General features: G+C 69.2%; 26 protein-coding genes. 16 read left to right on the forward strand and 10 right to left on the reverse strand.

Annotated elements, in window-relative coordinates; all coding sequences use genetic code 11:
- The first annotated feature begins 113 nt into the window (after positions 1–113).
- The 10 genes from ACE3QY_RS08685 to ACE3QY_RS08730 all read left to right on the forward strand — a co-directional run bounded on the left by ACE3QY_RS08685 (position 114) and on the right by ACE3QY_RS08730 (position 9,723).
- Positions 114–2,549, forward strand: coding sequence for a heavy metal translocating P-type ATPase (locus ACE3QY_RS08685; protein ID WP_253942242.1), 2,436 nt, complete (start codon positions 114–116; stop codon positions 2,547–2,549).
- Positions 2,550–2,577: 28 nt separating this feature from the next.
- Positions 2,578–3,123 (forward strand): hypothetical protein, encoded by a 546-nt coding sequence (locus ACE3QY_RS08690; protein ID WP_129456442.1) that lies wholly within the window; start codon positions 2,578–2,580, stop codon positions 3,121–3,123.
- Between the two features lie 135 nt (positions 3,124–3,258).
- On the forward strand, positions 3,259–3,897 hold the full coding sequence (locus ACE3QY_RS08695; RefSeq protein WP_129456443.1) for a DUF305 domain-containing protein: 639 nt from the start codon (positions 3,259–3,261) through the stop codon (positions 3,895–3,897).
- A gap of 115 nt (positions 3,898–4,012) precedes the next feature.
- A complete protein-coding gene (locus ACE3QY_RS08700) occupies positions 4,013–4,600 on the forward strand; it encodes a hypothetical protein (RefSeq protein WP_172258569.1) in 588 nt (195 codons plus the stop codon).
- Positions 4,601–4,702: 102 nt separating this feature from the next.
- Positions 4,703–5,506, forward strand: a complete 804-nt coding sequence (locus ACE3QY_RS08705) for a sulfite exporter TauE/SafE family protein (RefSeq protein ID WP_172258570.1) — start codon at positions 4,703–4,705, stop codon at positions 5,504–5,506.
- Between the two features lie 215 nt (positions 5,507–5,721).
- On the forward strand, positions 5,722–6,042 hold the full coding sequence (locus tag ACE3QY_RS08710; RefSeq protein WP_224745142.1) for a metal-sensitive transcriptional regulator: 321 nt from the start codon (positions 5,722–5,724) through the stop codon (positions 6,040–6,042).
- Positions 6,043–6,104: 62 nt separating this feature from the next.
- Positions 6,105–6,353 carry a DUF2933 domain-containing protein gene (locus tag ACE3QY_RS08715; protein ID WP_207206902.1) on the forward strand — a complete coding sequence of 83 codons (249 nt, stop codon included), beginning with the start codon at positions 6,105–6,107 and terminating at the stop codon, positions 6,351–6,353.
- A gap of 7 nt (positions 6,354–6,360) precedes the next feature.
- Positions 6,361–7,074: an ATP-binding cassette domain-containing protein gene (locus ACE3QY_RS08720; protein ID WP_129456446.1), complete on the forward strand. Its 714-nt coding sequence runs from the start codon at positions 6,361–6,363 to the stop codon at positions 7,072–7,074.
- 1,238 nt (positions 7,075–8,312) lie between these two features.
- Entirely contained in the window at positions 8,313–8,981 is a 669-nt protein-coding gene (locus ACE3QY_RS08725; RefSeq protein ID WP_374456011.1) for a MerR family transcriptional regulator, read from the forward strand.
- Between the two features lie 406 nt (positions 8,982–9,387).
- Positions 9,388–9,723, forward strand: coding sequence for a YnfA family protein (locus ACE3QY_RS08730; RefSeq protein WP_211732883.1), 336 nt, complete (start codon positions 9,388–9,390; stop codon positions 9,721–9,723).
- 252 nt (positions 9,724–9,975) lie between these two features.
- Here ACE3QY_RS08730 and ACE3QY_RS08735 read toward each other — a convergent pair whose 3' ends face one another.
- Entirely contained in the window at positions 9,976–10,275 is a 300-nt protein-coding gene (locus ACE3QY_RS08735; protein WP_211732882.1) for a thioredoxin family protein, read from the reverse strand.
- Between the two features lie 202 nt (positions 10,276–10,477).
- On the opposite strand from ACE3QY_RS08735, the gene ACE3QY_RS08740 reads away from it, so the two are divergent.
- Positions 10,478–10,954: a DinB family protein gene (locus ACE3QY_RS08740; RefSeq protein WP_374455622.1), complete on the forward strand. Its 477-nt coding sequence runs from the start codon at positions 10,478–10,480 to the stop codon at positions 10,952–10,954.
- A 240-nt stretch (positions 10,955–11,194) separates the two neighbouring features.
- Here ACE3QY_RS08740 and ACE3QY_RS08745 read toward each other — a convergent pair whose 3' ends face one another.
- The 5 genes from ACE3QY_RS08745 to ACE3QY_RS08765 form a co-directional block, all read right to left on the reverse strand.
- On the reverse strand, positions 11,195–12,049 hold the full coding sequence (locus tag ACE3QY_RS08745; RefSeq protein ID WP_374455623.1) for a hypothetical protein: 855 nt from the start codon (positions 12,047–12,049) through the stop codon (positions 11,195–11,197).
- A gap of 25 nt (positions 12,050–12,074) precedes the next feature.
- Complete coding sequence (locus ACE3QY_RS08750; RefSeq protein WP_374455624.1) at positions 12,075–14,201, reverse strand: hypothetical protein; 2,127 nt, start codon at positions 14,199–14,201, stop codon at positions 12,075–12,077.
- Positions 14,202–14,344: 143 nt separating this feature from the next.
- Positions 14,345–14,731 (reverse strand): hypothetical protein, encoded by a 387-nt coding sequence (locus ACE3QY_RS08755; RefSeq protein WP_374455625.1) that lies wholly within the window; start codon positions 14,729–14,731, stop codon positions 14,345–14,347.
- A gap of 453 nt (positions 14,732–15,184) precedes the next feature.
- Complete coding sequence (locus ACE3QY_RS08760; RefSeq protein WP_374455626.1) at positions 15,185–16,492, reverse strand: DUF3987 domain-containing protein; 1,308 nt, start codon at positions 16,490–16,492, stop codon at positions 15,185–15,187.
- Positions 16,489–16,677, reverse strand: coding sequence for a ribbon-helix-helix protein, CopG family (locus ACE3QY_RS08765; RefSeq protein ID WP_108343946.1), 189 nt, complete (start codon positions 16,675–16,677; stop codon positions 16,489–16,491). The genes ACE3QY_RS08760 and ACE3QY_RS08765 overlap by 4 nt, the downstream gene beginning before the upstream one ends.
- A gap of 237 nt (positions 16,678–16,914) precedes the next feature.
- On the opposite strand from ACE3QY_RS08765, the gene ACE3QY_RS08770 reads away from it, so the two are divergent.
- Both ACE3QY_RS08770 and ACE3QY_RS08775 read left to right on the forward strand, forming a co-directional pair.
- Positions 16,915–17,277, forward strand: coding sequence for a hypothetical protein (locus tag ACE3QY_RS08770; protein WP_374455627.1), 363 nt, complete (start codon positions 16,915–16,917; stop codon positions 17,275–17,277).
- A complete protein-coding gene (locus ACE3QY_RS08775; RefSeq protein WP_374455628.1) occupies positions 17,274–18,575 on the forward strand; it encodes a hypothetical protein in 1,302 nt (433 codons plus the stop codon). The genes ACE3QY_RS08770 and ACE3QY_RS08775 overlap by 4 nt, the downstream gene beginning before the upstream one ends.
- A gap of 35 nt (positions 18,576–18,610) precedes the next feature.
- On the opposite strand, the gene ACE3QY_RS08780 is transcribed toward ACE3QY_RS08775, so the two are convergent.
- Complete coding sequence (locus tag ACE3QY_RS08780; protein WP_374455629.1) at positions 18,611–18,934, reverse strand: hypothetical protein; 324 nt, start codon at positions 18,932–18,934, stop codon at positions 18,611–18,613.
- 69 nt (positions 18,935–19,003) lie between these two features.
- Positions 19,004–19,234, reverse strand: a complete 231-nt coding sequence (locus tag ACE3QY_RS08785) for a hypothetical protein (protein WP_374455630.1) — start codon at positions 19,232–19,234, stop codon at positions 19,004–19,006.
- Between the two features lie 115 nt (positions 19,235–19,349).
- On the opposite strand from ACE3QY_RS08785, the gene ACE3QY_RS08790 reads away from it, so the two are divergent.
- From ACE3QY_RS08790 to ACE3QY_RS08800, 3 genes are all read left to right on the forward strand, one after another.
- Positions 19,350–24,173 carry a DEAD/DEAH box helicase gene (locus tag ACE3QY_RS08790; protein WP_374455631.1) on the forward strand — a complete coding sequence of 1,608 codons (4,824 nt, stop codon included), beginning with the start codon at positions 19,350–19,352 and terminating at the stop codon, positions 24,171–24,173.
- A 122-nt stretch (positions 24,174–24,295) separates the two neighbouring features.
- Positions 24,296–24,484 carry a hypothetical protein gene (locus ACE3QY_RS08795; protein ID WP_374455632.1) on the forward strand — a complete coding sequence of 63 codons (189 nt, stop codon included), beginning with the start codon at positions 24,296–24,298 and terminating at the stop codon, positions 24,482–24,484.
- Between the two features lies 1 nt (position 24,485).
- A complete protein-coding gene (locus ACE3QY_RS08800; RefSeq protein WP_374455633.1) occupies positions 24,486–24,821 on the forward strand; it encodes a hypothetical protein in 336 nt (111 codons plus the stop codon).
- A gap of 278 nt (positions 24,822–25,099) precedes the next feature.
- On the opposite strand, the gene ACE3QY_RS08805 is transcribed toward ACE3QY_RS08800, so the two are convergent.
- Positions 25,100–25,291, reverse strand: a complete 192-nt coding sequence (locus ACE3QY_RS08805) for a hypothetical protein (RefSeq protein WP_374455634.1) — start codon at positions 25,289–25,291, stop codon at positions 25,100–25,102.
- Positions 25,292–25,409: 118 nt separating this feature from the next.
- On the reverse strand, positions 25,410–26,123 hold the full coding sequence (locus tag ACE3QY_RS08810; protein WP_374455636.1) for a hemerythrin domain-containing protein: 714 nt from the start codon (positions 26,121–26,123) through the stop codon (positions 25,410–25,412).
- Positions 26,124–26,156: the final 33 nt, after the last annotated feature.

The raw sequence follows: 26,156 nt of genomic DNA on the forward strand, positions 1-26,156 counted from the left end.
CGTGGGTGCCGCCGTCAGCGTGACTCTTTGCTGCGCAGGGCGTGGCCAACGGCACCCGGAACAAGGTGCCTACGACCCTTGACTACATACCCCCTAGGGGTATGGTTGAGGACATGAACGCGCACGTGCACGAACCGGACACCGCTACGACGCACCAGATCACGGACCCGGTGTGCGGAATGAGCGTCGACCCGACCGCGACAGAGCACACGCTCACGCACGACGGACGGGAGTTCTACTTCTGTTCGGCGAGCTGCAAGGACAAGTTCCAGGCCACGCCCGACCGGTACGCAAGCCACGACCAGCACGACCAGCACGACCACGCCGGGAACGCTCACGATCGCGGCGGACACGCTGCGACGGCCAGCGGCACTGCCCCACCCACGCCCGGCGACGGGGAGGCTGTGGAGTACACGTGCCCGATGCACCCCGAGATCCGTCGACCCGGCCCCGGGGCGTGCCCCATCTGCGGCATGGCGCTCGAGCCGGTCGTGGTCACGGTCGACTCCGGCCCGTCGCCGGAGCTGCGCGACATGACCCGCCGCTTCTGGTTCGGCGTCGCGCTCTCCATCCCCGTCGTCATCCTCGGCATGGGCCGCGACCTCGTCGAACCGCTGCACGACGCCGTGTCCGCCACGACGTCCGCGTGGATCCAACTCGTCCTGGCCACACCGGTGGTCCTGTGGGCCGGGTGGCCGTTCTTCACCCGCGGCTGGGCGTCGGTACGCACCATGAGGCTGAACATGTTCACGCTCATCGCGATGGGCACCGGCGTCGCCTGGCTGTTCTCCGTCGTCGCAACGTTGGCCCCGGGCATCTTCCCCGCGGCGTTCCGCGAAGACGGCGCAGTCGACGTGTACTTCGAGGCGGCCGCCGTCATCACCACCCTCGTCCTCCTGGGTCAGGTGCTGGAGCTTCGCGCCCGTGAGGCGACCTCTGGTGCCATCAAGGCGCTTCTCGACCTGTCCCCGAAGACCGCCAGGCGGGTGCGTGACGACGGCACAGAGGAGGAGGTCACTCTCGACCAGGTTCAGCTCGGCGACCTGCTCCGCGTCCGCCCCGGCGAGAAAGTTCCCGTCGACGGCGTCGTCGAGGAAGGGAAGTCCGCGGTCGACGAGTCGCTGGTCACTGGCGAGTCCATGCCCGTGACGAAGGAGCCGGGCGACAACGCGATCGGCGGCACCCTCAACTCCACCGGGGCGCTCCTCGTGCGCGCCAGCGCGGTCGGTCGAGACACCATGCTCGCCCGCATCGTGCAGATGGTCGCTGAAGCGCAGCGCTCCCGTGCGCCCATCCAGCGCACCGTCGACAAGGTGTCCGCGGTGTTCGTGCCGGCCGTCATCGGCATCGCCGTGCTCGCGTTCATCATCTGGGCCCTCGTGGGCCCCGACCCGAAGCTCGCCCACGCGCTGGTCGTCGCGGTCAGCGTCCTCATCATCGCCTGCCCGTGTGCGCTCGGCCTGGCCACGCCCATGTCCATCATGGTCGGGGTCGGCCGGGGCGCCCAGATGGGTGTCCTCATCAAGAACGCCGAGGCGCTCGAGCGGATGGAGAAGGTCGACACAGTCGTCGTCGACAAGACCGGGACGCTTACCGAGGGCAAGCCGGCGGTCGTCGCGGTCGAACTCGCAGACGGGTTCAGCAACCTGAGCGCCGCGGAGCTGCTGCGGCTCGCAGCCGCGGTGGAGAACGCCTCTGAGCACCCGCTCGCGCGTGCCATCGTCGACAAGGCCCAGGCCGACAGTGCCGGCGGCTCGAGGGCGAGCGGGGCGCGGCTGCCCGAGGTGGCTGACTTCGACGCCCCGGCCGGCAAGGGCGTCCTCGGGACCGTCGAGGGCCGCAAGGTACTCATCGGCACCGCGGGGTTCCTCACCAGTCAGGGCATCGACCCCGCAGGACTGGCCGAGACGGCGGACCGGCTGCGCCGTACGGGGGCGACCGCGGTTCTCGTCGCCGTCGACGGCACCCCCGCGGGTGTCATCGGCATCGCCGACCAGGTCAAGGAGACGACCCCGGCTGCTCTGGCGGCGCTGCGCAAGGAGGGCATCGAGGTCATCATGCTCACCGGCGACAACCAGGTCACCGCTCAGGCTGTCGCCGCCGAGCTCGGCATCGACCGAGTCGAAGCCGAGGTGCTGCCCGACCACAAGGCCGACGTCGTCAACAAGCTCCGTGCTGAGGGCCGCGTGGTCGCGTTCGCCGGCGATGGCGTCAACGACGCTCCGGCGTTGGCCGCTGCGGATGTGGGCCTGGCGATGGGCACCGGCACGGACGTCGCGATGGAGTCTGCCGGCGTCACGCTGCTGCGCGGCGACCTCAACGGCATCGCCCACGCCCGCCAGCTCTCCCACGCCGTCATGGGGAACGTTCGTATCGGAATTCTCGCCGCCTTCGGCTACAACACCGTCGGCATCCCCATCGCCGCCGGTGTGCTCTACCCGGTGTTCGGGTGGCTGCTGTCGCCGGTCATCGCCGCGGCCGCGATGGCGTTGTCGTCGGTCAGCGTCATCATCAACGCGCTCCGGCTGCGGACCCAGAAACTGGCGTGAGACCAGCGGCTCCGTACCATCGAGAACGATGAAGCCAGTGCCTTCCACCGCCGTCAGCACCCGTAGGCGAGTCCTACGGGCGCTGACTGCTGGGCGCGGCGCCCGCCGCCCCTGGCTGCCCGCCCTCGTGGCGGCCCTGGTCGTCGGCATCCTCGGCATGCACGCCCTGGCCAGCCACGGCGCCCCGTCCGCCGCCGCGGCTCCTGCAAGCACGATGGCCGCGATGAGCACGCCGGCAGGCCACGACGCGGCGATGGCAGCAGGGACATCCGACGCCAGTCACCACCACGCCGCCGCTGCCGCACACACCGCGATGGCGGCCGCCGGCACCAGTGTGAACGGTGACTTCGGCTCGGGACACGGCTCAGGACACGGGATGGCCGGCATGGTCATGCTGTGCGTCGTCATGCTCGCCGCGGCGGCGCTCACGCTGCTGGTGGTGCTCGCCGCGCGACTCTTCCGACCGCTGCTGCCGGCCGCGTTCATGCCCGCCGCTGTGCGTGAGCGGGCGTTGCAGTGGGTGCGTGGCACCGGCCCGCCCTACGAGTGGCAGTTCTCCGTCATCAGGTGCTGACAGGTCCTGCGACCGCCCGCCACCGCTGAGCTCGACCGCGACTGCCTCGCGCGTTCGACAGCAGCGTTCCGGCCGGGTGACGCCTCCGCCTGCCTCCAACACCCCACTGACTACCTGAGACCAGGAGAACTTCCCATGCACAAGACCAAGACCCGCACGCGTGCGCTCACCGCGCTCGCGCTCACCCTTGTCCTCGGCGCCGGCCTCACCGCCTGCGGCGACGACACCTCGGACGCGGCCGGCCAGGCCGAGGTCAGCACGACCGAGCACAACGACGCCGACGTCACTTTCGCCAGCGACATGATGACCCACCACGCGCAAGCGCTCTCGATGGTCGACCTGACCCTCAACCGCCCCCTCGACCCGGAGGTTCAGGGGCTGGCCGAGGACATCCGAGAAGCGCAGGGCCCCGAGATCGAGACGATGGCCGACTGGCTCACCGAGTGGGGCGAGGACGTGCCGGAGACGATGCGCGACCACGTCAACGGTGGCCACGACATGGACGACATGTCCGACAACATGGACGACATGGGCCACGACGACATGCCCGGGATGATGACCGCGGACGACATCGACGACCTGGAGAACTCCGCCGACGGCGAGTTCCAGGACATGTGGCTCGAGATGATGATCGAGCACCACGAGGGCGCGGTCGAGATGGCGCAGACCGAGCAGGCCGAGGGCAAGTTCAAGGACGCCGTCGACCTCGCCGGTCAGGTCATCGAGACGCAGACGGCCCAGATCGACACCATGAAGGAGCTCCTCAGCTCCTGAGCTCGAGCGCAGGCGGACGCCATCGGCTCCTCGGTGACGTCCGCCCGCGCGCCTCCCCCGTCCCGCATACCGGCCGAGACCGGACGCGTCCCCCTCTCTTGGAAAGTAGAGCGTCGTGAAGACCCCCACCCCCATCGTGCTTGCGGCCGTCGTCACGACGGCCCTCACGTTGACCCTCGCCGGATGCAACAACGAGCCAGCCACCACCAGCGACACCAGTCCGACCGGCGCGAGCGGTTCGACCTCGTCCAGTACCGCCGCGGCGGCGCCCGACGACGCCTCTCTCCCGCCGTGGCCCGCCCCGGCCGACGTGCCCGCCCGCGTCGCCGCCGCCGGCCTCGACCTCGGCCCGATGGGGACCGCCGAGCACTACCACCCCCACCTGGCCGTCACCATTGACGGCCAGCCGGTACCCGTGCCGCCCAACATCGGCGTCGACCCGAACACCGGCGCCATGTCCGCGGTCCACACTCACGAGGGTGACGGCACCATCCACATCGAGGCCCACACGGTCGGTGAGAAGTTCACCCTCGGCCAGCTGTTCACCCAGTGGGGCGTGACCCTCACACCCACCCAGGTCGGCGGCGTGAAGGCAAAGGGTGACGCGAAGGTGACCGTCACCAGCAACGGCACCCCGGTCGCCGGAGACCCGGCCGACCTGCGGCTCGAGCCCGACCAGCAGATCGAGCTCACTCTCGGGTGAGTTCGCCGGCACGATGAAGCGTCTGGGGTAGCGGCCCACCGGTTCGACCTCTGGCCGGCGTGTTGTGGACCAGCCGGTCCTGCTGTCGGGCGCGCTGACAGGATGCGCCTGCTGGCGAGGGGAGACGATGTGGACTGGCAGCGGGACCTGGTGGGGCTGGTGGCCGGCTTCGTGCTCGCCACGGTGACCACGCCAGTGGGTGTGTCCGGCGCAGTGTTCCTGCTCCCGGTGCAGCTCTCGGTGCTTCACGTGCCGAACCCGCGGGTGACCCCGACGAACCTGCTCTTCAACGTCATCTCCGGACCCGGCGGATTGGCGCGCTACCGCCGGCGCGGGCAGTTCGACCGCGCGCTCACGCGCCAACTGCTGGCCGGCTCGGTGCCCGGGGTGGTGCTCGGGGCGCTCATCCGCGTGTACGTGGTCGCGGACCCGGACGTGTTCCGGGCGCTGGCGGCGGCGGTGCTCGCCCCGGTCGGGCTGTTCATCTTGCGCAAGCCCGCACCAGGCTCGATCGAGCGGCGGCTGTCCCCGAGGACGGTACGTGTGCTGGCGTTCGTCATCGGGGTCGTGGGCGGCATCTACGGCATCGGCGGCGGCTCCGTCCTCGGCCCCATCCTGGTCGGCACCGGCATGGCGGTGGCCACCGTGGCACCGGTGGCGTTGCTCTCAACCTGGGTGACGTCCTTGGTCGGGGTGGTGACGTACGCGGTCATCGCTTTGGATGCGACCGGCCCGGTGGCGCCGGACTGGTCGTTGGGCGTGGCGACGGGTCTCGGTGGGCTGGCCGGCGGGTGGGTCGGAGCCTCGCTCCAGCCCCACATCCCCGAACGGGCGTTGAGAACGCTGCTCGGGGTGATGGCGCTGGCGCTGGCGGTGCTCTACCTGGTGCAGGTCGTACTCGGCTGACCCAGGCGGCGTGGGCCAGTTGTCGTCGTCCACGGTCGGCAGCACCCGCGAGAAGCTGAACCGGCGTCAAGGCGGGACGAAAGACCCTACCCCCGGGGGGTATGCGGGGCGACCATGGGAGCAAGAGCTGAACCCGTGAGGAGCCCGCCATGGCCGCAACAGAAAGCACCCGAGACGCGACCCGCCCGACTAGCGCGGCAGCGCACGAGTGCCACCTGCCATCCGACGCGTCCGCCGGTACGCCCCTACCTGCTACCCGCGGCTACGCCGGCAGGCGTGAGGACTACCTGGTGCGGCTGCGTCGCATCGAGGGCCAGGTCCGCGGCGTGCAGAAGATGGTCGCCGACGACCGCTGGTGCCCGGACGTGGTCAACCAGCTCGCCGCCGTGACCCGAGCGACCGAAGAGGTCGCCGCCGGGCTGCTCGACGACCACGTGCGCCACTGCGTCCTCGAAGCCGCCCGCCAGTCCGGTGACGCCGGACAGGCCCGCATGGACGAGGTCGCCGCCGCCATCCGCCAGGTCATCCGCCTCTGAACCCACCCCACGCGCTCACCCACGAGCCACCCGTTCACCCACCCACGAGAAGGAGCAGAACGATGAACACCAACATGACCCGGAGCCCGAACCTCGGGCTGTTCGCGGTCGCAGCCGCCATCGCCGTCGTCGGCGCACTGTGGGTCGGCGTCCCCGCCGGCACCCTCGCCGTCGTCGGCATCGCCCTCATCTGCCCGCTGATGATGATGGTGATGATGGGCGGAATGATGGGGATGCACCACGGCGGCAGCAACGACAGCAGCACGCCGTCCCACGACCGCTCCGACGACCAGCACCCTCAGGACCGCTGAGGTCGTCATGACCGCCCACGCCACACCTCACCCCGCCGGCCACACCGCATCTGCGGCGGCTGGCCGGCCGCTGATGACCGCGTCCGGTGTCGAGAAGTCGTACCGGCGCGGCATCTGGCCGGCCCGTCACGCCCAGGCGGTCCTCAAAGGCGCGAACCTCGAGCTGCTGCCAGGTGAGGTGGTCGGCCTGGTTGGGGAGAACGGGTCGGGGAAGTCCACACTGATGAAGGTCCTCTTCGGCGAGCTCGCCCCGGACGCCGGCACCGTGGAGCACGTCGGACGGCTCGGCTACTGCCCCCAGGAGCCGGTCGTGTACGAGCGCCTGACGTGCGATGAGCACTTCGAGCTGTTCGGGCACGCCTACCGGATGAACCCGGCCGACGAGCACACGTCGCGTCGCCGGCTCTACGAGACCCTCGGGTTCACCCGCTACGCTGGCACGCGCGCGGACCAGCTCTCCGGCGGCACCTTGTCGAAGCTCAACCTGGGGCTGGCGCTGCTCGCCGACCCCGAAGTGCTGCTCCTCGACGAGCCGTACGCCGGGTTCGACTTCGACACCTACCTGCGGTTCTGGGACCTGGTTGCCGAACGCCGGGCCGCAGGCCGAAGCGTGCTCATCATCAGCCACTTCGTCGTCGACGAGCACCGCTTCGACCGCATCGTCCAGCTGCACGACGGCACCACCCACGACCGACCACCGCACGACCGTCCGTCTGAGTGAGCACCCGATGAGCACCGTCGACACCTCCGTTCGCGTCCCCATCGGCGGCGGACTGCTGGTGCGCCGCTTCCTCGTCGAGGCAGCCCGCAACCGGGTGACCCTCGGCCTGCTCGTCGTCGTCCCGGTCGTGTTCGTCGCCATCGTGGGCGGTGTCATCACCGACGCCGGTGAGCTCCTCGGCGGCCAGGGTGGACCTCAGGCCGAGACGACCACGGCCGGCTGGACGGCCGGGTTCGTTGCCGCGGTCGCGATGTACTTCCAGGTCCGCTCCGCCCGCGCCGCCGACCAGCGCCTCGTCCTGGCGGGACTACCCGCGGCACGCCTGGTCCTGGCACGCATGACGACCGGAGCCGCGCTCGCGGTGGTGGCCGCCACCGCGTCCTACCTGACGCTCGTGGTCCGCGTCGGTGGCCTCGACCACCCCGCCCGAGTCGCCGCGGCCACCGTGATGTTCGCGGTCATCTACCTGGCCCTCGGCGCCCTCATCGGCGCCCTGGTGGCCAACCCGGTCAACGGCACGGTGCTCGTCCTGTTCGTCTGGCTCGTCGACGTCGTCTTCGGGCCCGCGTTCCGGCCCGCCGACACCCTCGTGTCCAAGGTCTTCCCGACCCACTACCTGAGCCTGTGGATGATGGACGAGCCGTCCGGTCACGCGGGCGGGCCGGGCGACCTGGGCTGGGCGCTCATCTGGACGGTCGTCGCGGTCGCAGTCAGCTGGACGGTCGTCGCGACCACCAGTCGCACCGCGCGGACCCACGCCCGCACCAGCTCGGGCTCGGCCCGCGGCCAGCTGGCCGTGGGCACCCGGATGGGACTGAGGGAGGTCGGCCGCAACCGGGTGCTGTGGGCGCTCCTGGTCGCTGTCCCGGGCCTGTTCGTCGCCCTGTCCGCCTTCACCACGCCCGAGGGCTACGAGATGATGATGGTCCGCGAAGCCGGCCGGAACGTCGCCGCGACGTTCTGGTTCCCGGACACGCACCCAGGTCTGATGGCGCCCATCTCGGTCGGAGCGCTGGCTGCCGTCGTGGGGCTGTTCACCGCGCTCGGTGCACGCGCCGCGGACCGCCGGCTCGCCCTCGCGGGGTTCCACCCGGTCAGCCTGCTCACGTCCCGGCTTCTCGTCGTGGCCGTGCTGGCCGTCGTCGTCACCGCCGCCTCGCTCGCGGTCACCGCGCTGTTCTTCGAGCCCAGCCAGTGGGCCCCGTACGTGCTCGCCAACCTCCTCATCGCCCTCACCTATGCCCTCGTCGGCGTCCTGGTCGGCTGGCTCTTCGGCCGCGTCGGCGGCGTCCTCGTCGCGTTCCTCCTCCCGTTCCTCGACCTCGCCATCGAGCAGAGCCCCATGCTCAACCCCGAGCTCTCCACCCTGGCGCACCTCCTGCCGGGGTACGGAGCCAGCCGAGTCCTCTACGACGCCGCCCTCACTAGCAGCTTCGACGCGTCGCGGTCAAGTCGCGGCCGCCGCCGGCCTCAACATCGAGACGCTGCGCTACTACGAACGCCGCGGCCTCCTCGCCACCCCCGACCGCAGCCCGGGAGGACACCGGCTCTACCCACCCGAGACCGTCACCGTGCTCAGGGTCATCAAGGCCGCCCAACGCCTCGGATTCACCCTCGACGAGATCTCCGACCTGCTCGAGCTCGGCCGGCACCGCCACGGAAGGCGCATCGACGCCGGACTCCAGCAACGCGCCCGCACCAAGCTCGTCGAAGTCGAGGAACGCATCGCCGACCTCACCGCCATCCGCGACAACCTCACCGCCGCACTCGACGCCGGCTGCGACGACCTCCTGGCCTGCGCGTCATCGCAGTGCTGCCCGATCCCGTTCGAGGCCATCACCCTCCACCCCGACAGCGCGCACGCACCCGCGACGAGCAGCCGGGCGAGCTCGAGGACGCACCGATGACCGAGGCCCCCGACGCCGACAGCGGCGCCACGGGCGACCGGCCCGGCAACCATCACCTCGTCGGCGCCGCAGCAGCCGCCTGTGCCGTGTGCTGCGCAGCTCCCATTGTCGGGTTCCTCGGTGTGGCCGGCTTCGCCGCCACAGCGGTCACGCTCGTGTTCGCCGGTGTCGTGTTCGCCTTCGTCGTCGGCCTGCTCACTGTCGCCGCCGTGCTCACCCGCCGTGCACGCGTGCGACGCATGTCCTGCGCGCCAACCGGCCCAACCGCCAGCGTCCCTGAGCTCGTCGAGCTCGGACCCACGCGCACCACCGACGACGCCTGACCACTAGCTCGAACCAGAGCTCCAGACTCGACCACAGCGCGGCCGTCGCCACGCGGCCGCACTCTGGTTGGGAGACTGCACGCATGACCGTCGCGAAGTCCCTGCTCCTGTTCGCCCTCGCAGCCGTCGCCGAAATCGGCGGCGCCTGGCTCGTGTGGCAGGGCGTTCGCGAACACCGCGGCTGGCTGTGGGTCGGCGCCGGCGTCATCGCACTCGGCCTGTACGGGTTCGTCGCCACGCTCCAGCCCGACGCGAACTTCGGCCGCATCCTCGCCGCGTACGGCGGCGTGTTCGTCGCGGGTTCCCTGGCGTGGGGCATGGTCATGGACGGGTTCCGGCCCGACCGCTACGACATTGTCGGAGCGCTCGTGTGCCTGGTCGGGGTCGCCGTCATCATGTACGCGCCGCGACCCGTCTGACCGGTTCGCAGGACCCCAGGCAGCGCTTGATCTACCGCAGGCCGCCAGCGGCGGCGTGCTCGACCTCGCCTTGGGTTTCAGGCTCCAACAGCTTGTGACGCCACGGGAACACCCACCGGAACAGGCTCACGCCGGGACGGCGGCACCAGCAGTCTTCCGGACATCCGCAACACCTCGCTCCGAGAGCTTCCGCAACGCGAGTGCCCCCGGCTACCGCGACGTACGCCCCGACCACGACGAGGAGACCCTTCCTCACGACAACGCCTCCACGAGCTGCTCGACCTCCGGTGAGCCCCTCAGGCCAGCCGGCGTGGGGTACATGCGGCACGACAGTCCGACCTGTTCGCCGCCAGTGACGAACGGGTCTCGTCCGTTGATGCGGATGCTGGGAGAGCCGATGAAACCCAGCTCGCCGGCCTGCTCAGGGGTCTCGACGCACCGCCGGTGCACTGTGACGTCATCCCGGCCCGCCAGAGAGAGCGCCTCCTGGAGGCGCTGGTCGGCGACCTGCCAGTTCGGGCACCCGTCGAAGTACAACAGCTCGACCTGCACGTAGAGCTCCTCATCGGCTTGAGCTGGAGACGGCTTGGGTTTGTCTCCGGACCTCCACTGTCCCACCTGGGTGCCGAGTCGACACCCCTCGCCGGCAACGGTGCGTGGTTGCTGTTCTCAGGGGGTTCCGCAGGCGGGAGACTGCCTCATGGTGTCGCAAGAGCCGGTCGACCGGGCGAGCATCCACGCCGAGCTGGAGCGGGTGCGCACCGACCTGCACCAACTCGTCTCTCGCGCCACCCCGGACGATCTACGCCGACGAACGAACGGGACCCGGTGGACGAACGGTCAGATGCTGTGGCACATGGCGTTCGGGTACCTGCTCGTCCGTCGGCTGCTTCCGCTGGTGCGACTCCTCGGACAGCTACCGGACCCGTTCAGCCGCACCTTCGCCGCCACCTTGAACGCGGGCACACGACCCTTCCATCACATCAACTACGCGGGTGCTGTCGGAGGCGCCCTGGTCTTCCACGGTCCTCGGCTGACGCGTCAGTTCGACCGCACCATCGACCGGCTTCATCGACGCCTGGACGCCGAGTCCGACGCGGCGATGGCCCGTGGGATGCACTTCCCGGTCGACTGGGACCCGTTCTTCCAGGAGACGATGACGCTCGAGCAGGTCTACCGCTACGCGACGCAGCACTACGACTTCCACCGCGCGCAGCTCACGCTCGAGTAGCCCCGCTTCGGCTCAGGCCAGGACGGAGGGAGGCAGCTCCGGGAGAGCTCGAGGAGGAGCGTGGGGACGCGGCCGTCGATGTCGCCGATGGTGGTCGCGCACGGTCTCCTCGTCCTGGCCGCCCGGGTCGGCGACCGGCCAGTCGATGTACTTCACGCCGGGCACGTAGGGGCTTTCTTGCGCCCTAAGGCTGCGCTTCCCAGCCCCCTCCTCGCCATCACACGAGAAGGGGGGCCGGCCTCACCGGGGACTTGGGATGGTGCGCGGAGCCTCCCGGAGGCTCCCGCCGCCGCCGGCGCTGGTCCAGCGCCCGAGGTACGTGGTCGGGTACTGCGTCGTGGGCCAAGCACCGTCCTCTGCCGGTGTGCGACGGCAGTGCGAGCAGATGACTCCGTAGCCGCTTGCTGCGACCTCAGGGAAGAGGGTGACGTGGTCGGCGTGGCGACGTCCACGGCACCGGTCGTGCGGGCACGGGATTGCCTTGACGTGCGTCTTCGCCTGGTTGGCGTAGGTCAGGTAGGCGGGCCGTGTGAAGCCTCCGGATCGCCGCTGCGGCTTCACCAGCTCCCGGACCTCGTCGTCGGTCTTGCCCAGGGCGAGTGCGACGTCGAGGATCGGAAGGCCGTGACGGCGGGTGGGTGTGTCGACGGTGAGCAGGGCTAGGGCTTCGGAGATCCAGGCGGTGTCGTCCGGGACCGCGGCGTCGCCCCACGAGAGGCTCGGATCGGTGTAGGTCGAACGAAGCCGCTCCGTGTAGGCGCTGGTGGTCGACTTGGTGTTGTCGTCTGCCGCCCGCGTCACCCATCGGTGGAGCTCTTGGCGGACCTCGGCGATCGGGTGGTCGACGAGGGCGCACTTGGCTCCGCGTGAGGTGACGCCGTTGGCCACCAGCCAGGGCATGACACGCTTCTTCAGCAGCGTCGCGCGGGTCACCTGCAGCAGGTCTGCCGTTGCGGTCAACTCGCGGCCTTCCTCGAAGAGGTAGCGCACGACGGTGTCGGTGTTGGCGAGGTTGCGTCCGGTGCGGGTGCGGACGTTGCGGATCCGGCCGGTGAGGGGGAGCTGGGCGTGTGCGCCCGACGCGAGTGGGAGCAACGCGGTGCAGGACCACAGGACGTCCTCACCGTCGACATGGAAGCGCCATTCGATGAAGGTCTCGTCGCACAGGGTGCCGAACTTGGAGGGGCTTTCTCCGTTGTTTCGTGCCGCGGACTCGAGTCCGGCTACGAGGTGGACAGCGACGGAGACGTCGGTGGTCGTGTCGCACAGTGGCGGATCCGGACTCGTGCTTGCGGATCTTCGCCTTGAGCCGTTCGATCTCAGCGTCGTACGCGGCGACCTTCGTCTTCACCTCGGTGACCTGGGCTGCGTAGGCCTTGGCCTCGTCCTCGTCGCCTGCTGCTGCGCTGATGGCTGCCATCGTGCGGTGCCCCTTGATCTCGTCCTCCAGCGGCGTCCTAGCCGCTGTCTTCAGTGCGATCTGGTGGCGCCAGGTCGTGGTGGGGTCGGCGTCGTCGCTGCGTCGCTGCGCCTCTGTGAGCTGGGCGATCGTGGTGGGGTCCAGCAGGCTCCTCACACCGTGGTCGAGGCGGGAGGCGACGGAGGCCTCGAGCTCGATCAGGGAGAACGTTGCGGCGGTGTGGTCGGGGCGGCTCTCACCCACGCCGAAGTAGGACCAACCGCGGCCGGTACGGCTGCCCGCAGCGGCCGACTCACGCCGGAACAGCAGGATGGCGTTGGCGCGCCCACTGGTGTTCACGCGGGCCTGCACGCCCCACTGCGTGGGCTCGTCGTCGTACTTCGACCCGAAGTGGCCGGGCGAGACGACCCAGTTCGGGAAGCACTGCAGCGCGCGGCGAGTCGGCGTGTGGTGAGCCTGTCCACCGGTGGGTGCCTTGGGAGCTCGGAGCTCGCGCAGGAGCCGCGCGGCCACTTGGCGGCAGACACGGTCAGGAACTCCGAAGCGGGGGATCTCGTTGCCCTCCTCGTCCGTGGGCCACTCCCAGGGCGCAGAAAGGACGTCGAAGTACCCGTACTCGTCGAGGTCGTCGCGGTAGGTGGCCGGGATGCCGTCGAGGACGATGTTGCGGCCCCGGATGTCGTTGTTGAGGCGCCGGAAGTACCGGCCCGTCCGGATGAGCTCGACCTTCGCGATGAAGAAGCGGACGTCGGCATCGAAGACCTCGGCGGGGTCCTCGCCCTCCAGGTAGCGGGCGATGTCGAGATCGGTGGGGATGACGCGCGGGTTGGAGTCGCTGCGGCAGAAGAAGCTCTTGGCGGCTCCGTAGGACGCGTTGTCGTCGTCCAGTGCTCGGGCGAAGGTGTTGTCGAGGTCTGTGTGGTCCCGGCGGACGACGAGGCCCTCTACCTCGTACGCCGCGAGGCGCGCGGTGATGTCCTGGTAGGTCTCGCCGTCGGCGTGGGCCTGGTAGAGGCTCGCGATGACCGGTGCCATCTCGGGCTGGGCCTCCGGGACGAGCCCGCGGTTGCCCTCTTCGACGGAACGGCCGTGCTTGTCCTTCTTGTGGCACCAGCCGTACGGCATCTGACGTTCGGCAAGGGCCGCACCTCCGGCCTTGTACTTCATGAGCCGCTTGCCGGTCATGCGTCGGCGACGGTTGGGGTCGTCGCTTCCGCCGACGAGGCCGAGGGCACCGAGGGCGAGCTCGTCGCCGGGGATGGACTGGTCGTAGCGCTGACCGCCGAAGACCATCGTGACGTCGCGGATCTTGCACTTGTTGGTGATCGTGGACCAGTCGGCGCGGTCGCGACCGGCGCGCGTGACGTCGTCGGCCCAGCAGACCTCCCGGAGCGTAGGGAAGTGGTTGAGCAGCGACATGACCAGCACGGTGACACCGTTCAGGTCCTCGCCGTCGAGGCGGACGATGTGCTTGATCGTCGAGGACAACGTGATGTTGAGGAACACCACGTCGCCCACGCAGACGACCGCGGCGATCGGCTCATGACCGGTCGCGTCGTGATGGAGGTCGGCCATGGTGATCCACGTGATGCCGTGCGTCGCTCCGACGTCGGGCTGGGCAGGGTCCCAAGCAGCGTCGGGGAACTGGCTGATCGCAGCGATGTCCGGGTCGCCGCCGTAGATGCTGAAGTGGGAGTCGCGCTGACCGGCGCTGCCGCCGGCGTCGCCGACGAGTGAGTAGCGGATCAGGTGACCGCTGATCGGTCGGCCGGCGCCGAGCTTGGTGGCGAGCGGGTTGTAGACCTTGCGGGCGGTGTACAGAGTCAAGGGGTCCTCCTCGGGTAGGTGCGGTGCACCGTGCCGGCGAGGTCTCCTGACGCAATGGGATCGATGGAGGAGTTCTGGCTCACCGAGATGGGCGAGCACTTCTCCACCTTGGGGAAGACCTTGAAGTTGGCGGCCTCGGAGGCTCACCGTCCGTTCCCGGCCGGTCTGATCGATGCGGCGTCCGGGTCGGTTGCAACGGCAAGGCCTCGGGCCCGCAGCCGGTCGCTGATGTCAGGGACGACGTGTACGGCCGCGTACGCGAGCTGGACGAGGAGCGCGGCGTAGCTGCCGGGGGTCCTGCCGGTCATTGCCGAGACCAACGCGGACCGAACGGCTAGGGCATCGTCGGCTCGTAGTGAGAAGAGCGCCGGGCCGAGGACGGGGTGGTCACTCAAGGCGGTTCGCGGCGCCCACGACCAGCAGGCCTCCACGAGGCAGAACGCGACGAGCACGCGGTCATCGACAGGTGCGAAGGCGAGTCTGGTGGCGAGGAGTGCGCAGGCGTCGTCGTCCGCGTGGGCGGCTGTCATCAGCGCGACGGCAGCCGCCTCGGCTTCTGGGATCTTCAGGTCGTGCTCCTGTCGCAGGCCGAGAGTGTTGGCCGCGGTTCAGGGTGCGCACCCGCCGCCACGCGACAGTGCCACGCAGAACCGGTGAGGTCACCCGCGCGTCGGAACCGCCCTGCAGGGTCGGTTCTTCCTCAGGCTGAGGTCGAGCACACGGTCACCGGTGCCCACAGCGCGGTCATGGTGTCGAGATCGCGGACACGCTGATCCGGGTCCATGGCGCGCACGCGTGTCAGCTCGGTGAGGTACGACTGCAGAACGAGGTCACGGGTAGGGGCCATGCTTCCTACCCGTGCGCGCGTCTGATCGTCAGACAACGTGCCAGGCAGGTCGTTGTCGGATGCGGACTACAGCGCCGACGAACAAACGAAAGAACGAAGGAGCCCTAGGGACTTCTTCGTTCTTTCGTCTTCTTCGTCAGCGCACGGCTGTCAGGATGGAGCTGGGCCTCCCTCCAGACGCTCGGGCCGACACCGTGGCCATGCCCAGGTCGACCAGCTTCAGGACGAGCGCGTCGAGCTCGTACCTGGCCTTGTTCTTGGAGAAGACCTCGCTGACCTGGGTTCGGTTGAGGCCCTCGGCGCCGGCCGCGGACACCGCGGAGTAGAGGCGATCGAGGTCGGGGTTGCCGAGGGTGGCTCCCCAGATGTGGGCGACGGACGCCTCGGAGTACTCCCAGAGCGCCGCCGCGGCGCTGAGGTGGACCGGCTCCATCGTCGCCGACTGGTCGAGCAGCGCGTAGATCGTGGCGAGGCGCAGCATCTGGGGGCTCGCTCGGACGGTGAGCGAGTCGTAGACGTCGCCGCCGGACGGCTGTGACTCGACGATGTTGTACAGCGAGTCCCACCGCTGGCGGAACGCTTCGCTGCGGGCGACCTCGCCGGCACTGCGAGCGAAGGTGACCGCAGCGCGCAGCTCCGTCCCGAACGCATCGACCTCGGCCGGGGCCAGACGCCCGGGCTCAGGAAGGAGCGCACCACGGTGGCTCAGGACGTGGATGAACCGGTTCGCGTACCCGTTGGCGATGTCTACCGGCTTCAGGACCGCCTTGAGCTCGTTGATCGTCAGATGGCCAAGCACGGACAGGTGGGGCTGCTCCGCCACGAGCGTCGCCGCCCTCGTCCGGGCGCTGAGCGCGTCGCCGTCCCAAGCCGACCGCAGGATGGGGGAGATGATCGAGCCTTGACGTCCTGCGACGGTGAGCAGACGCCCGTACTCCTCCTCGGTCAGAAGGAGGCGCTGATCCCCGTCGTTCTCTGGACCCTCGGCCAGTGACGCGAGTGCCTGGATGAGGGCTTCTCCGGACTGGATGCCACCTCGCATGTGTCGCGTGGCCATGAAGTCCCCGTCGGCGGCGTCCAGGACAGGCCGGACCGCGGCGGCTGACGTGCCCTTCCGCGCCCGGGCTGATGATCCGACCACCACGCCGAAGAGGATCGGGTAGTGCTTCTGGTGCCCGACGCTCACGTAGGCGCTGCGCCCCACCATGGCGGCGAAGGAGACGAGCAGGGTCAGGAGCATCGCCGGGGGCGACGCCTCGGTGAGGGGGGCGAGGGCCTGGACGATCCGTCCGGAGATCCCGTGCAGTGCGTCCGGGCCGAGCTCAGGGGGCGTGCTTCGGCTGTCGAGTCGGCTCGCCAGTCGCAGGCGGGCCAAGAGCTCGTACGACACGTCGGGGGCCGCAGTGCCGTCGGTGGCCGCCGGCTGCAGCGTCTGGGCGGTCACAGGGTCACCTCGCTCTCGACGTACTGCCGTGCCGCCAGGCGCATGACCGAGGCCACGGACCTGTCCTCGGCTGCGGCGCGTGCCTTGAGGGCCTCGCGGAGGTCCTGAGGGAGGCGGACGACGATCGCGACGTCGTTGGCGGGCGCGGGGGAGACGGTGATGGGGGACTGCGTGGAGGTGGGCATGTGGATCCTCGGTGTGATCGGGCAGATGGGTTGCCGCTGTCGCGACGACTACTGAAAGTCGCCGTCGTCGATCACTCCGCAATCAGGCTCACCCCCCTTCTTGTGTGATCTGGACCACTTTCTTGTGTCGGGCGCCTCCGCGCAGACCTGTGCCAGTGGGCCACACAACAGAGCCCCCGCAGACGGCGGGGGCATCCGGCCCCTTCTGCTGCGGTCGACACCCGCTGGAGGGTCCACGTGACACCAACGAACCAGCCGCAGCCCGCGCTCGCGCTGGCCGCCACCCCGGCTCCACCCCGTGACCGGGAGACCCAGCGTCTCCTCGACCTCTGGGCGCAGCTCGCCTACCGCACCGCCTCCGCGGCGGCGCACCACAGCCCCGACGAGACGCCGCTCCGGGACCTGCAGCTGCAGGTCGAGGACGCCCTCAGAGATCGGCTGGACGACCCGTACCCGCTGCTCGACGAGCTCTGGGGCTGGGAAGCAGCACTGCTCCACACGGCGGAGACCCCGCCCGAGGACTGCCTGATCTGCCGCAAGGCACGGCTCGGCCTCCCGGCTGACCTGCCGTTGCCGGCTGGGCTGGGAGGTGCCCGATGACCGTCGCCCACATCCCGCAGGGAGCAGCTCCGGTCGCCGTGAACACCGACACGGTCGTCATCCACGACCTCTCGGTCACCCACGGTGAGGCGGCGGCGCTCGTCCGGTCCCACATGTCCGAGCACGGTCCCGAAGCGGCTGCGGACCTTGTCCGGCGGGCAATCCCCGTCGGTCTGGTCGCGCTCTCGCTCGGCACTGCCGGCATCGACACCGGCAGCCTCACCCGCACCCTTGACGCGTTCGCCGAGCGGGTGGACGAGAAGTCCGGAGCGGCGCTGGCCAGCCTCGACCAGACGCTGACCCGGCTCCGCGGGGGCGAGGAGGCTGTGGCCCGAGCGGCAGGTGCCGTCCTCGACAAGCTGCCAGCCCAGGTTGAGGCCGCTCTGGCCGGCCAAGCCGGAAACGTCCGGGCCAGCGTCATGGAGGCAGCTCGAGCCGTCCAGGATGCCGGAGTCCAGGAGATCACCACGGCGCTCGCGCGCCATTCCGAGTCGGTTCGTGACGCACTCAGCCTCGATCGGGAGGGACCCGTCCGCATGCTGCGGCAGGACCTCCTCGAGGAGCTGGGCGGCACGCGACGTGAGCTCGGCGAGCAGCTGGCTCTGGTCAAGGGTCTGGTCGAGGCCGCTCAGGTGGCCAAGACCGCTGGTGCCAAGAGCAGCCGCGCGATCGGAGCCGCCAACGAGGACGACGCCATGGCACTCTGCCACGACGTGGTCACCGCCGCCGGCGACCTCTTCGAGCGCACCGGCAGTCAGCCGGGCGCAGGGGGCACGCGTCGCTCGGGCGATGGTGTGGTGACGTTGTCCCAGGCCATCACCGGCCACGGCCGGCAGGTCCGGCTCGTCGTGGAGGCGAAGTCGAGAACCAGGCCCTTGTCGGCCAAGCAACACCGCGACGAAGTCGCCAACGCGTGTCGCGTCCGAGACGCGGCCGGAGGTCTCGTGCTCGTCCCGACCGATGCTGAGGTGCCTGGCGGCGGGTCGTTCGCCCGCGTCGACACCTGCGCCTACGTCGTGAGCTGCTCACAGCCGGCGAGCGTGGAGCTCATCTACCTTCTCCTTCGCGAGCACGTGGCGATGTTGAAGGTCAGACACGACGACGGGTCCGAGATCGACCTCGACCAGGTCGAGGCGCGTCTCAACGTCGCCCTCGCCGGCATCAGCCAGCTCGACGAGGTCGGCCGCCTGGCCAACCAGGCCAAGAACTCGCTCGAGAAGCTCATCGTGCTCGGACGAGACACCCAGCAGAAGGTGAGGGAGACCCTGACCGAGGGCATCGCCCTCATGCACCCGTAGAACCAGTGAGGAGGAGCGCACCCATGCGCTCCTCCTCACTCTGCGTTGTCGTGCCCCTGCGGGGCGGGGTCACTGTCAGGTCCGGGGCCATCGGTGTCGGAGACGAGCCACGGCCACTCGGACACGTCGCCGAGGAGGATGCGGGCTCCCGGGGTGAGGTGGTCGTAGAGCCAGACGCCGATGCGGCGCGACTCGCGAAGCTCGTCCTCGAGGCGCTCGATCTCGTTCAGGAGGTCGAGCACAGCATGGCTGACTTCTTCGACGGCCTTCGTCGGTGCGGGGTCGTCTGGGGCCAGTCCCAGCTGGGTCAGCCAGGACGCACGTCGGCGCCAGCGGACGCGCTCTTGAGAGGTGCTCATGCCGTCAGAGTCCCGGGTCGGTGCGACATCCGCGCGTAGCCGGCGATGAGCTGTGGACTCGCGCCTCAGCTAGTCGGAGCGCCGGCGGATGTGGAGTCGGTACTTGTGCCCCAACCGGACCTCGTCGAGCGCGACGACCTCGGCATCCCAGAAAGCGAGACCCTCGTCGCGAAGGACGAGCCGGTCGCCCACTACGGGTTCCTGGCCGGCGATGAGGTCGACGTCGTGCAGGTACGTCACCCCGAGCTGACGCGCGACAGGGGAGAGCTCGATGTCGTAGGTCGCCGAACGCCCGCTCATGCGGGTGAATCTAGCCCGGCGCCAGAGCGTCGGCGAGCCCTCCTGTCGATCTGGCGGAGTGCCCCATCGCCGGCTTCGGCCGCGAGGCCTTCCGGCGTGAGGCACAATCACGCGCATGTCGGTGACGATCCACGAAGTCCTGGGGGAGCTTCGGGCCTCGGCCCTCGATGAGCGCGACAAGGGGGACAAGTTCGAGCGACTGGTGCAGTCGTTCCTGCGCACGGACCCGGAGTGGACGGCGAAGTTCGACGACGTCTGGACCTGGACCGAGTGGCCCGAGCGTGGGACGCGCGCCGACACCGGCATCGACCTTGTCGCCAGGGTCCGTGAGACCGACACCTTCGCCGCCATCCAGTGCAAGTTCTACGACGAGAACAGCACCGTGTCGAAGGGCGACATCGACTCGTTCCTCTCCGCCTCGTCCAAGGCGGAGTTCAGCGCGAGGTACATCTTCGACACTGCCAAGGGCTGGTCGAGAAACGCCGACGAGACGCTGGAGGGCCAGATGGTCCCCGTCCAGCGGGTCGACATCGGGTACATGGAGGACGCGGGGATTGACTGGTCCGGCTACTCGTGGTCGACCCCTGAGGTGCTCCCCACCACCGGCCCCAAGACGTTGAGGCCGCACCAGTCGCGCGCGCTGGACGACGTACGCCGCGGCCTGTCAACGGCAGACCGCGGCCGCATGATCATGGCGTGCGGCACGGGCAAAACCTTCACCTCCTTGCGCATCGCCGAGGACCTCGTCGGTGTCGGGGGGTCAGTGCTGTTCCTGGTGCCGAGCATCCAGCTGATGAGCCAGAGCCTGCGGGAGTGGATGGTCAACAGGGAGGTGGACATCCGCCCCTTCGCCGTCTGTTCGGATGTCCGTGTCGGGCGCAAGACCTCCGACGATGCCGACCTCTCGACGGTCGACCTCACCGAGCCGGCCACCACCGACGCCGCGACGCTCGCCGCCCGGATGGGCGTCGGACGCCACTCCACCCCGCGGATGACCGTCGTCTTCGCGACCTACCAGTCCATCGACGTCGTCGCCGAGGCTCAGCGGCTCGGTGTACCCGGGTTCGACCTGGTCATCTGTGACGAGGCCCACCGCACCACCGGCGTGACCCTCGCCGGCCAGGACGAGTCCCACTTCGTCAAGGTCCACGACGGCGACTACCTCAAGGCCGACCGCCGGCTCTACATGACCGCCACCCCCCGGGTGTTCGGCGACGCCGTCCGCAAGAAGGCCACTGACGCCGAAGCCCTCCTCGCCGACATGAGCGACGAGACCATCTTCGGCCCCGAGCTGCACCGCCTCGGCTTCGGCGACGCCGTTGAGGCTGACCTGCTCACCGACTACAAGGTGCTCGTCCTCTCCGTCGACGAGTCCTACGTCGCCGAGCACTTCCAGTCCGCCATGGCCCAGTCCGGGGAGATCGCCCTCGGCGACGCCGCCAAGCTCATCGGCTGCTGGAACGGCCTGCGCAAGCACTTCGGCCCGGCGGACGTCGCCGGCGACGACGCCCCCATGCGGCGCGCGGTCGCCTTCGCCAAGGACATCAAGGCCTCCAGACTGGCCTCGGCGTCCTTCCCGGTCATGGTGGACCGCGCCCGGCAGGACGAGACCGACGACCGCGCCGACCTGCGCGTCGAGGCCCGCCATGTCGACGGCACCATGGGCATCCACGAGCGCAACACCCACCTCGCCTGGCTCAAGGAGGAGCCGCCCGCCGACGCCTGCCGGGTCCTGACTAACGCCCGCTGCCTCTCCGAGGGCGTTGACGTCCCCGCCCTCGACGCGGTCCTGTTCCTCACCCCGCGCGGCTCCCAGGTCGACGTCGTCCAGTCCGTCGGCCGAGTCATGCGCAAGGCCCCCGGCAAGCAGCTCGGCTACATCGTGCTCCCGATCGTGGTGCCCTCCGGCGTCGCGCCGGAGGAGGCGCTGCGGGACAACGAGCGCTACAAGGTCGTGTGGCAGGTCCTCCAGGCGCTGCGCTCCCACGACGAGCGCTTCCACGCGATGATCAACCAGATCGAGCTCAACAAGCGCAAGCCTGACCGGCTCCGCATCATCGACGTCACCCCGCGTCCCGACCGGCCCGCGCAGCCGGCCGAGCCCGAGAGCGAGCAGCTTGCCCTCGACTACGGCTTCGACGGCTTCCGCGACGCCATGTACGCCCGCATCGTCCAGAAGGTCGGCGAGCGGAAGTACTGGGAGACCTGGGCCAAGGACGTCGCCGACATCGCCCAGGCCCACATCACCCGCATCAACGGCCTCCTCAAGGACCCCGACTCCAACCCCGCCAAGGAGTTCGAGGAGTTCCTCGCCGGCCTGCGCGGCAACCTCAACGAGGGCATCACCCGCGACGAGGCGATCGAGATGCTCGCCCAGCACCTCATCACCCGTCCCATCTTCGAGGTCCTCTTCGACGACTTCGACTTCACCGCGCACAACCCCGTCGCGCGCACCATGGAGCTCATGCTTGCCTCCCTCGACGAGCACAACCTCGCCGCAGAGCAGTCCAAGCTGGACCGCTTCTACGCCTCCGTACGCCGCCGCGCCGACGGTCTCGACAACGCCCACGCCAAGCAGCGCGTCATCGTCGAGCTCTACGACCGCTTCTTCTCGGCCGCCTTCTCACGGACGGTCGACCGGCTCGGCATCGTCTACACGCCGGTCGAGATCGTCGACTTCATCCTCCAGTCCGCCGACCAGGTCCTCCGCGCCGAGTTCGGCCAGGGTCTCACCGACCGCGGCGTCCACATCCTCGACGGCTTCGCCGGCACGGGCACCTTCCTCACCCGGCTGCTGATGTCCGACCTCATCGAGCCCCACGACCTCGCCCGCAAGTACGCCTACGAGCTCCACGCCAACGAGATGGTGCTCCTTGCCTACTACATCGCGGCCGTGAACATCGAGACCATCTACGCCGACGTGCGACGCGAGCTCGCCCCGGTACTGGGGGAGGAGCAGGACGACTTCGGCGACAACGTCCCGACCTACGAGCCCTTCCCCGGGCTCGTCCTCACCGACACCTTCCAGTCCTACGAGGACGGCGACCGCGACGACCTCCACATCTTCCCCGAGAACAACGAGCGCATCGCCCGTCAGCGCGCCCTGCCCATCACGGTGATCGTCGGCAACCCGCCCTACTCGGTGGGGCAGGACTCCGCGAACGACGACAATGCCAACCAGGCCTACCCGACCATCGACGCCGCGATCAGGGGCACGTACGCCGCGCGTTCGTCCGCGAAGTCGGCGCGCACCATGTACGACTCGTACATCCGAGCGATCAAGTGGGCCTCTCTTCGTGTACGTGATCGAGGCATTATCGCCCTCGTAACCAATGGCGGCTGGCTCGACGCCAACACCACGGACGGGATGAGACTCGCGCTGGTCGACGAGTTCTCGGCCATTCACGTGTTCAACTTGCGCGGTAACCAACGAACGGCGGGCGAGCAATCTCGCCGGGAGGGCGGGAAGGTTTTCGGGTCCGGCTCTCGCGCGAGCGTAGCAATCATGGTGTTGGTCAAGAACCCAAGCGCCGCTCGCCCTGGAACCGTGCATTACACAGACGTCGGTGAGTACCTCGCGCGAGAAGAGAAGCTTGCAAAGGTCGCTCAAGCCGTCGGCATTCACGGACTGAATCCGGTCGTGCTGACTCCGAATGAACACGGAGATTGGCTCAATCTGAGGGACGAGAAGTACCTAAAATTCACTCTCCTCGGCGATAAGGCAAACGGACGTCGAGTGTTCGCTGTGCACTCGATGGGAGCAGGAACTGGCCGAGACGCTTGGGTCTACGGCTCTAGCCGCGAGCAGCTCGCGGCGAACATCGAGCGCAGTGCCGCCGCGTTCAACGAGTCCGTTGACACAGGCAAGATCTTCGACCCCTCCCGTGTGAGTTGGACGTCTAGCCTGGACTCGCGGCACAAACGAGGACTGCGTGTTTCGCCGGGTTCAGGGGACACTCGTCGAGCGACCTACAGGCCGTTCTTCAGGCAGCACCTTCGCTTCGAGGCCCCGTGGATTCATCGTCCGAGCAGGCTGCTTCAGCTCTTTCCCGCACCGGGTATCGCCAACCTCGGCATTCAGGTCAACACGGGTGGGACGGATCTTCCGTTTGCGGTGCTTGCCTGCACCGACATCCCGGACCTCAACTACTTCGGTCAGGGTGGCCAGTTCTTTCCGCGTTGGACGTGGGAGCCCGTCGCTGAGGAGGGCACGCTCGATCTAGGTGAGTCCGGGGACGGCGAGGTCGTCGACGGCTACCGACGCGTCGACAACGTCACTGACGAAGCGCTGCGACGTTGGCAGGCGACGTACGGTTCTGAGTGGACCAAGGACGACGTCTTCTTCTACGTCTACGGCCTGCTGCACTCGCCGGACTACCGCGAGCGCTACGCGGCCGACCTCAAGAAGATGCTTCCGCGCATCCCGCTCGTGGCGACGGTCGAGGCGGCGAGGGCGTTCACCGACGCCGGCCGCGCGCTGAGCGACCTGCACATCGGCTACGAGACGGTCGAGCCGTACCCGCTCGCCGGCCTAGCGGTGGGGCCCGCCGGCGACCCCTACGGCTTCTACGCCGTGGGCCCCAAGAAGATGACGTTCGGCAAGGCTTCGGCCGAGCGGAAGGCCGCAGGGGAGAGGTACGACCGGTCGGTCATCCACTTCAACGACCGCATCACCTTGACGGGCATCCCGGAGGAGGCGTACCGCTACCAGCTCGGCTCGCGGTCCGCCATCGAGTGGATCATCGACCGCTACTGGGTCAAGACCGACAAGCCGTCCGGCATCGTCAACGACCCCAACGACTGGTCGAAGGAGGTCGGCGACCCGCGCTACATCCTCGACCTCCTCGCCCGGGTGGTCACCGTCAGCGTCGAGACGATGAAGATCGTCGACGCGCTGCCGGCGCTCACGATCGCCGAGGACCAGCGCGCGTCAACCTGACGCAGCGGCCGGTGTCGGTGGGTGTGGCTAGGTTCGCCGCACGGTCGGGACAGAAGGTGTCGGCCATGACGGAGGGAACCATCACCATGTCCGTGAGGACCTGTTCGGGATGCGCAGCTCAGGTGGACGACAACGACGCGGGACGCCACCAGCAGTGGCACGACCAGATGGCGAAGGCGTTCCAGGCCCTCGCGTCGCGAGTGTCTTCCGTGGAGGGCCTGGCGGCCGCGGCGATGGAGGAGGCCGAAGACGCCCACCAAGAGGCACAGCAGGCCGCGAACGTGCTCTACCAGAACAACATCAGCGTCTGACGTGGCCCGCAGAGAGAAGCCCGGCTGGGACGTCGTCGGCCGGTTGTTCGTGCAGGAGCTGCTCGCGCAGACGATCACCGGCGAGCCGACGGCGCTGACGGTGGCGGATGCGATCGACATGGACGAGGCCGAGTCTGCGAACCTGATGGGATGGCTGGCAGGGGAGCGCCTGGTCTGCGAGGTCGACAACCCGGACGTGACCTACTGCGACCCGTACACCACCGGCCCGATCGGCGCGACGGCTCGTGGTCGGGCGTTCGCGGAGTCCGGGGTGGTGCCGGAGGGTCCGGCGATGGGGTGGCCGGACGCATGGGATCAGCTCAGCACGAGGTGGTAGCGCCGTTGCTCGGCAAGGGAGACGGAGCTCAGACCATTGCGACAGCGCACGCGGGAGGCACCCTGATTGTCGGATCGATTGTGTGAATTCGCGCCGGCGTGAACCTCCCAGATGGGGGCCGACCAGGTGCACGACCAGGGAAGTGAGCGTGGATGACCAGACCGAACAAGCCAAGGTGCGCGGGACCAAACAATGCCCCCGCTACAAAGTTCGAGAGGCCCTCACAGTTCCGACTGTGAGGGCCTCTCGCATGTCCGGGACCATCGCGGTCCGGACGGTCACTCGTGCTCGGTCCGCTCCTGCTCGGCGGCTCGGGCCTCCTCGCTGAGCTCGTGGTACTGCTCGGCGCTCAGGTAGCGCTCCATCGCCGCCTCGACCGCGCTCGTCGACGACGTGCGCGGCGACGAGACGACATGGTCCTGCGCCTCGCGGGCCGCCCTCATCGACTCTGCCTTCGACATCTCGCTCATGACGTCACCTCCTCGTCCCAACCCCCAGCCAACGCCTCGCGGACACGGATGGGCAGGGGCGATCGACCTCGGGCCGGGAGCAGTTGGTCACGTGCACCGGGCGTCCGGGCCGTGGGCCTCAGACGTAGCGGAAAGCGCGGCGCTCCCGCTGGTGGTAGCCGCGCCGGAACAACCGGAGCGCGACGGCGTACGCCAGGCCGGCGCCGCCGATGAGGCGCTGGACGACCTCGTCGGGCAGGCCGTCGGCGACCCAGGGGAGCAGGAAGGGCATCAGCCGCGGCGGGTAGCCGGCGGCGGCGGCCTTCTCGGAGGCCGCGAACTCCTCGGCGGTCATCACCTTCTGGAGGTAGGGCAGTGCCTCGGTCTCCTCGTGACGGAGGTGGTCGAGCAGGGCTGCCCGGGTGGCGGTGACGTGCACGTCGAGGGCGTTGCGGTGGTCGTCGCAGGGGTGCTCGACCATGTGGGCGAAGCCCTGCCGCACCGCCGCGAGGGCGGGGTCGATGTCGGCGTGCTCGTCCTCCATCGCCTGGAGCGTCTGCTGTGCCGCGACGTCCTCGGTCCGGGCGGCGTGCCGGACGAGCACGGGCCAGATGGAGACGTCCTCGACCTCGTGGTGGTGGTGCAGCACGGTCGCGAACCGCTCCCACCGGGCCTGCTGCGCCTGCCACGTCGCGTGGTCGCCCACCGGCGTCTGCCGGACGGCGGCCTCGAAGGTGGTGAGGTCGCGACGGAACGCGTGGTGCATGACGTACATCCCGGTCTGGTCGTGCGGTCCTTCGGCGGCGTGGGTCTGGCCGGGGAGGTTGATCTGGGTGGTCTCTTGAGCAGTCATGGGACGAGATTGCGGGAGACCTCTTGCGGCCGG

It is taken from the genome of Nocardioides sp., assembly GCF_041913365.1.
GTDB lineage: Bacteria > Actinomycetota > Actinomycetes > Propionibacteriales > Nocardioidaceae > Nocardioides.

Coding starts and splice junctions, on each gene's coding strand:
- ACE3QY_RS08685 (WP_253942242.1), top strand. CDS start 114: ATGAACGCGCACGTGCACGAACCGGACACCGCTACGACGCACCAGATC.
- ACE3QY_RS08690 (WP_129456442.1), top strand. CDS start 2,578: ATGAAGCCAGTGCCTTCCACCGCCGTCAGCACCCGTAGGCGAGTCCTA.
- ACE3QY_RS08695 (WP_129456443.1), top strand. CDS start 3,259: ATGCACAAGACCAAGACCCGCACGCGTGCGCTCACCGCGCTCGCGCTC.
- ACE3QY_RS08705 (WP_172258570.1), top strand. CDS start 4,703: ATGCGCCTGCTGGCGAGGGGAGACGATGTGGACTGGCAGCGGGACCTG.
- ACE3QY_RS08715 (WP_207206902.1), top strand. CDS start 6,105: ATGAACACCAACATGACCCGGAGCCCGAACCTCGGGCTGTTCGCGGTC.
- ACE3QY_RS08720 (WP_129456446.1), top strand. CDS start 6,361: ATGACCGCCCACGCCACACCTCACCCCGCCGGCCACACCGCATCTGCG.
- ACE3QY_RS08725 (WP_374456011.1), top strand. CDS start 8,313: ATGCCCTCGTCGGCGTCCTGGTCGGCTGGCTCTTCGGCCGCGTCGGCG.
- ACE3QY_RS08730 (WP_211732883.1), top strand. CDS start 9,388: ATGACCGTCGCGAAGTCCCTGCTCCTGTTCGCCCTCGCAGCCGTCGCC.
- ACE3QY_RS08755 (WP_374455625.1), bottom strand. CDS start 14,731: ATGACAGCCGCCCACGCGGACGACGACGCCTGCGCACTCCTCGCCACC.
- ACE3QY_RS08765 (WP_108343946.1), bottom strand. CDS start 16,677: ATGCCCACCTCCACGCAGTCCCCCATCACCGTCTCCCCCGCGCCCGCC.
- ACE3QY_RS08775 (WP_374455628.1), top strand. CDS start 17,274: ATGACCGTCGCCCACATCCCGCAGGGAGCAGCTCCGGTCGCCGTGAAC.
- ACE3QY_RS08780 (WP_374455629.1), bottom strand. CDS start 18,934: ATGAGCACCTCTCAAGAGCGCGTCCGCTGGCGCCGACGTGCGTCCTGG.
- ACE3QY_RS08785 (WP_374455630.1), bottom strand. CDS start 19,234: ATGAGCGGGCGTTCGGCGACCTACGACATCGAGCTCTCCCCTGTCGCG.
- ACE3QY_RS08790 (WP_374455631.1), top strand. CDS start 19,350: ATGTCGGTGACGATCCACGAAGTCCTGGGGGAGCTTCGGGCCTCGGCC.
- ACE3QY_RS08805 (WP_374455634.1), bottom strand. CDS start 25,291: ATGAGCGAGATGTCGAAGGCAGAGTCGATGAGGGCGGCCCGCGAGGCG.
- ACE3QY_RS08810 (WP_374455636.1), bottom strand. CDS start 26,123: ATGACTGCTCAAGAGACCACCCAGATCAACCTCCCCGGCCAGACCCAC.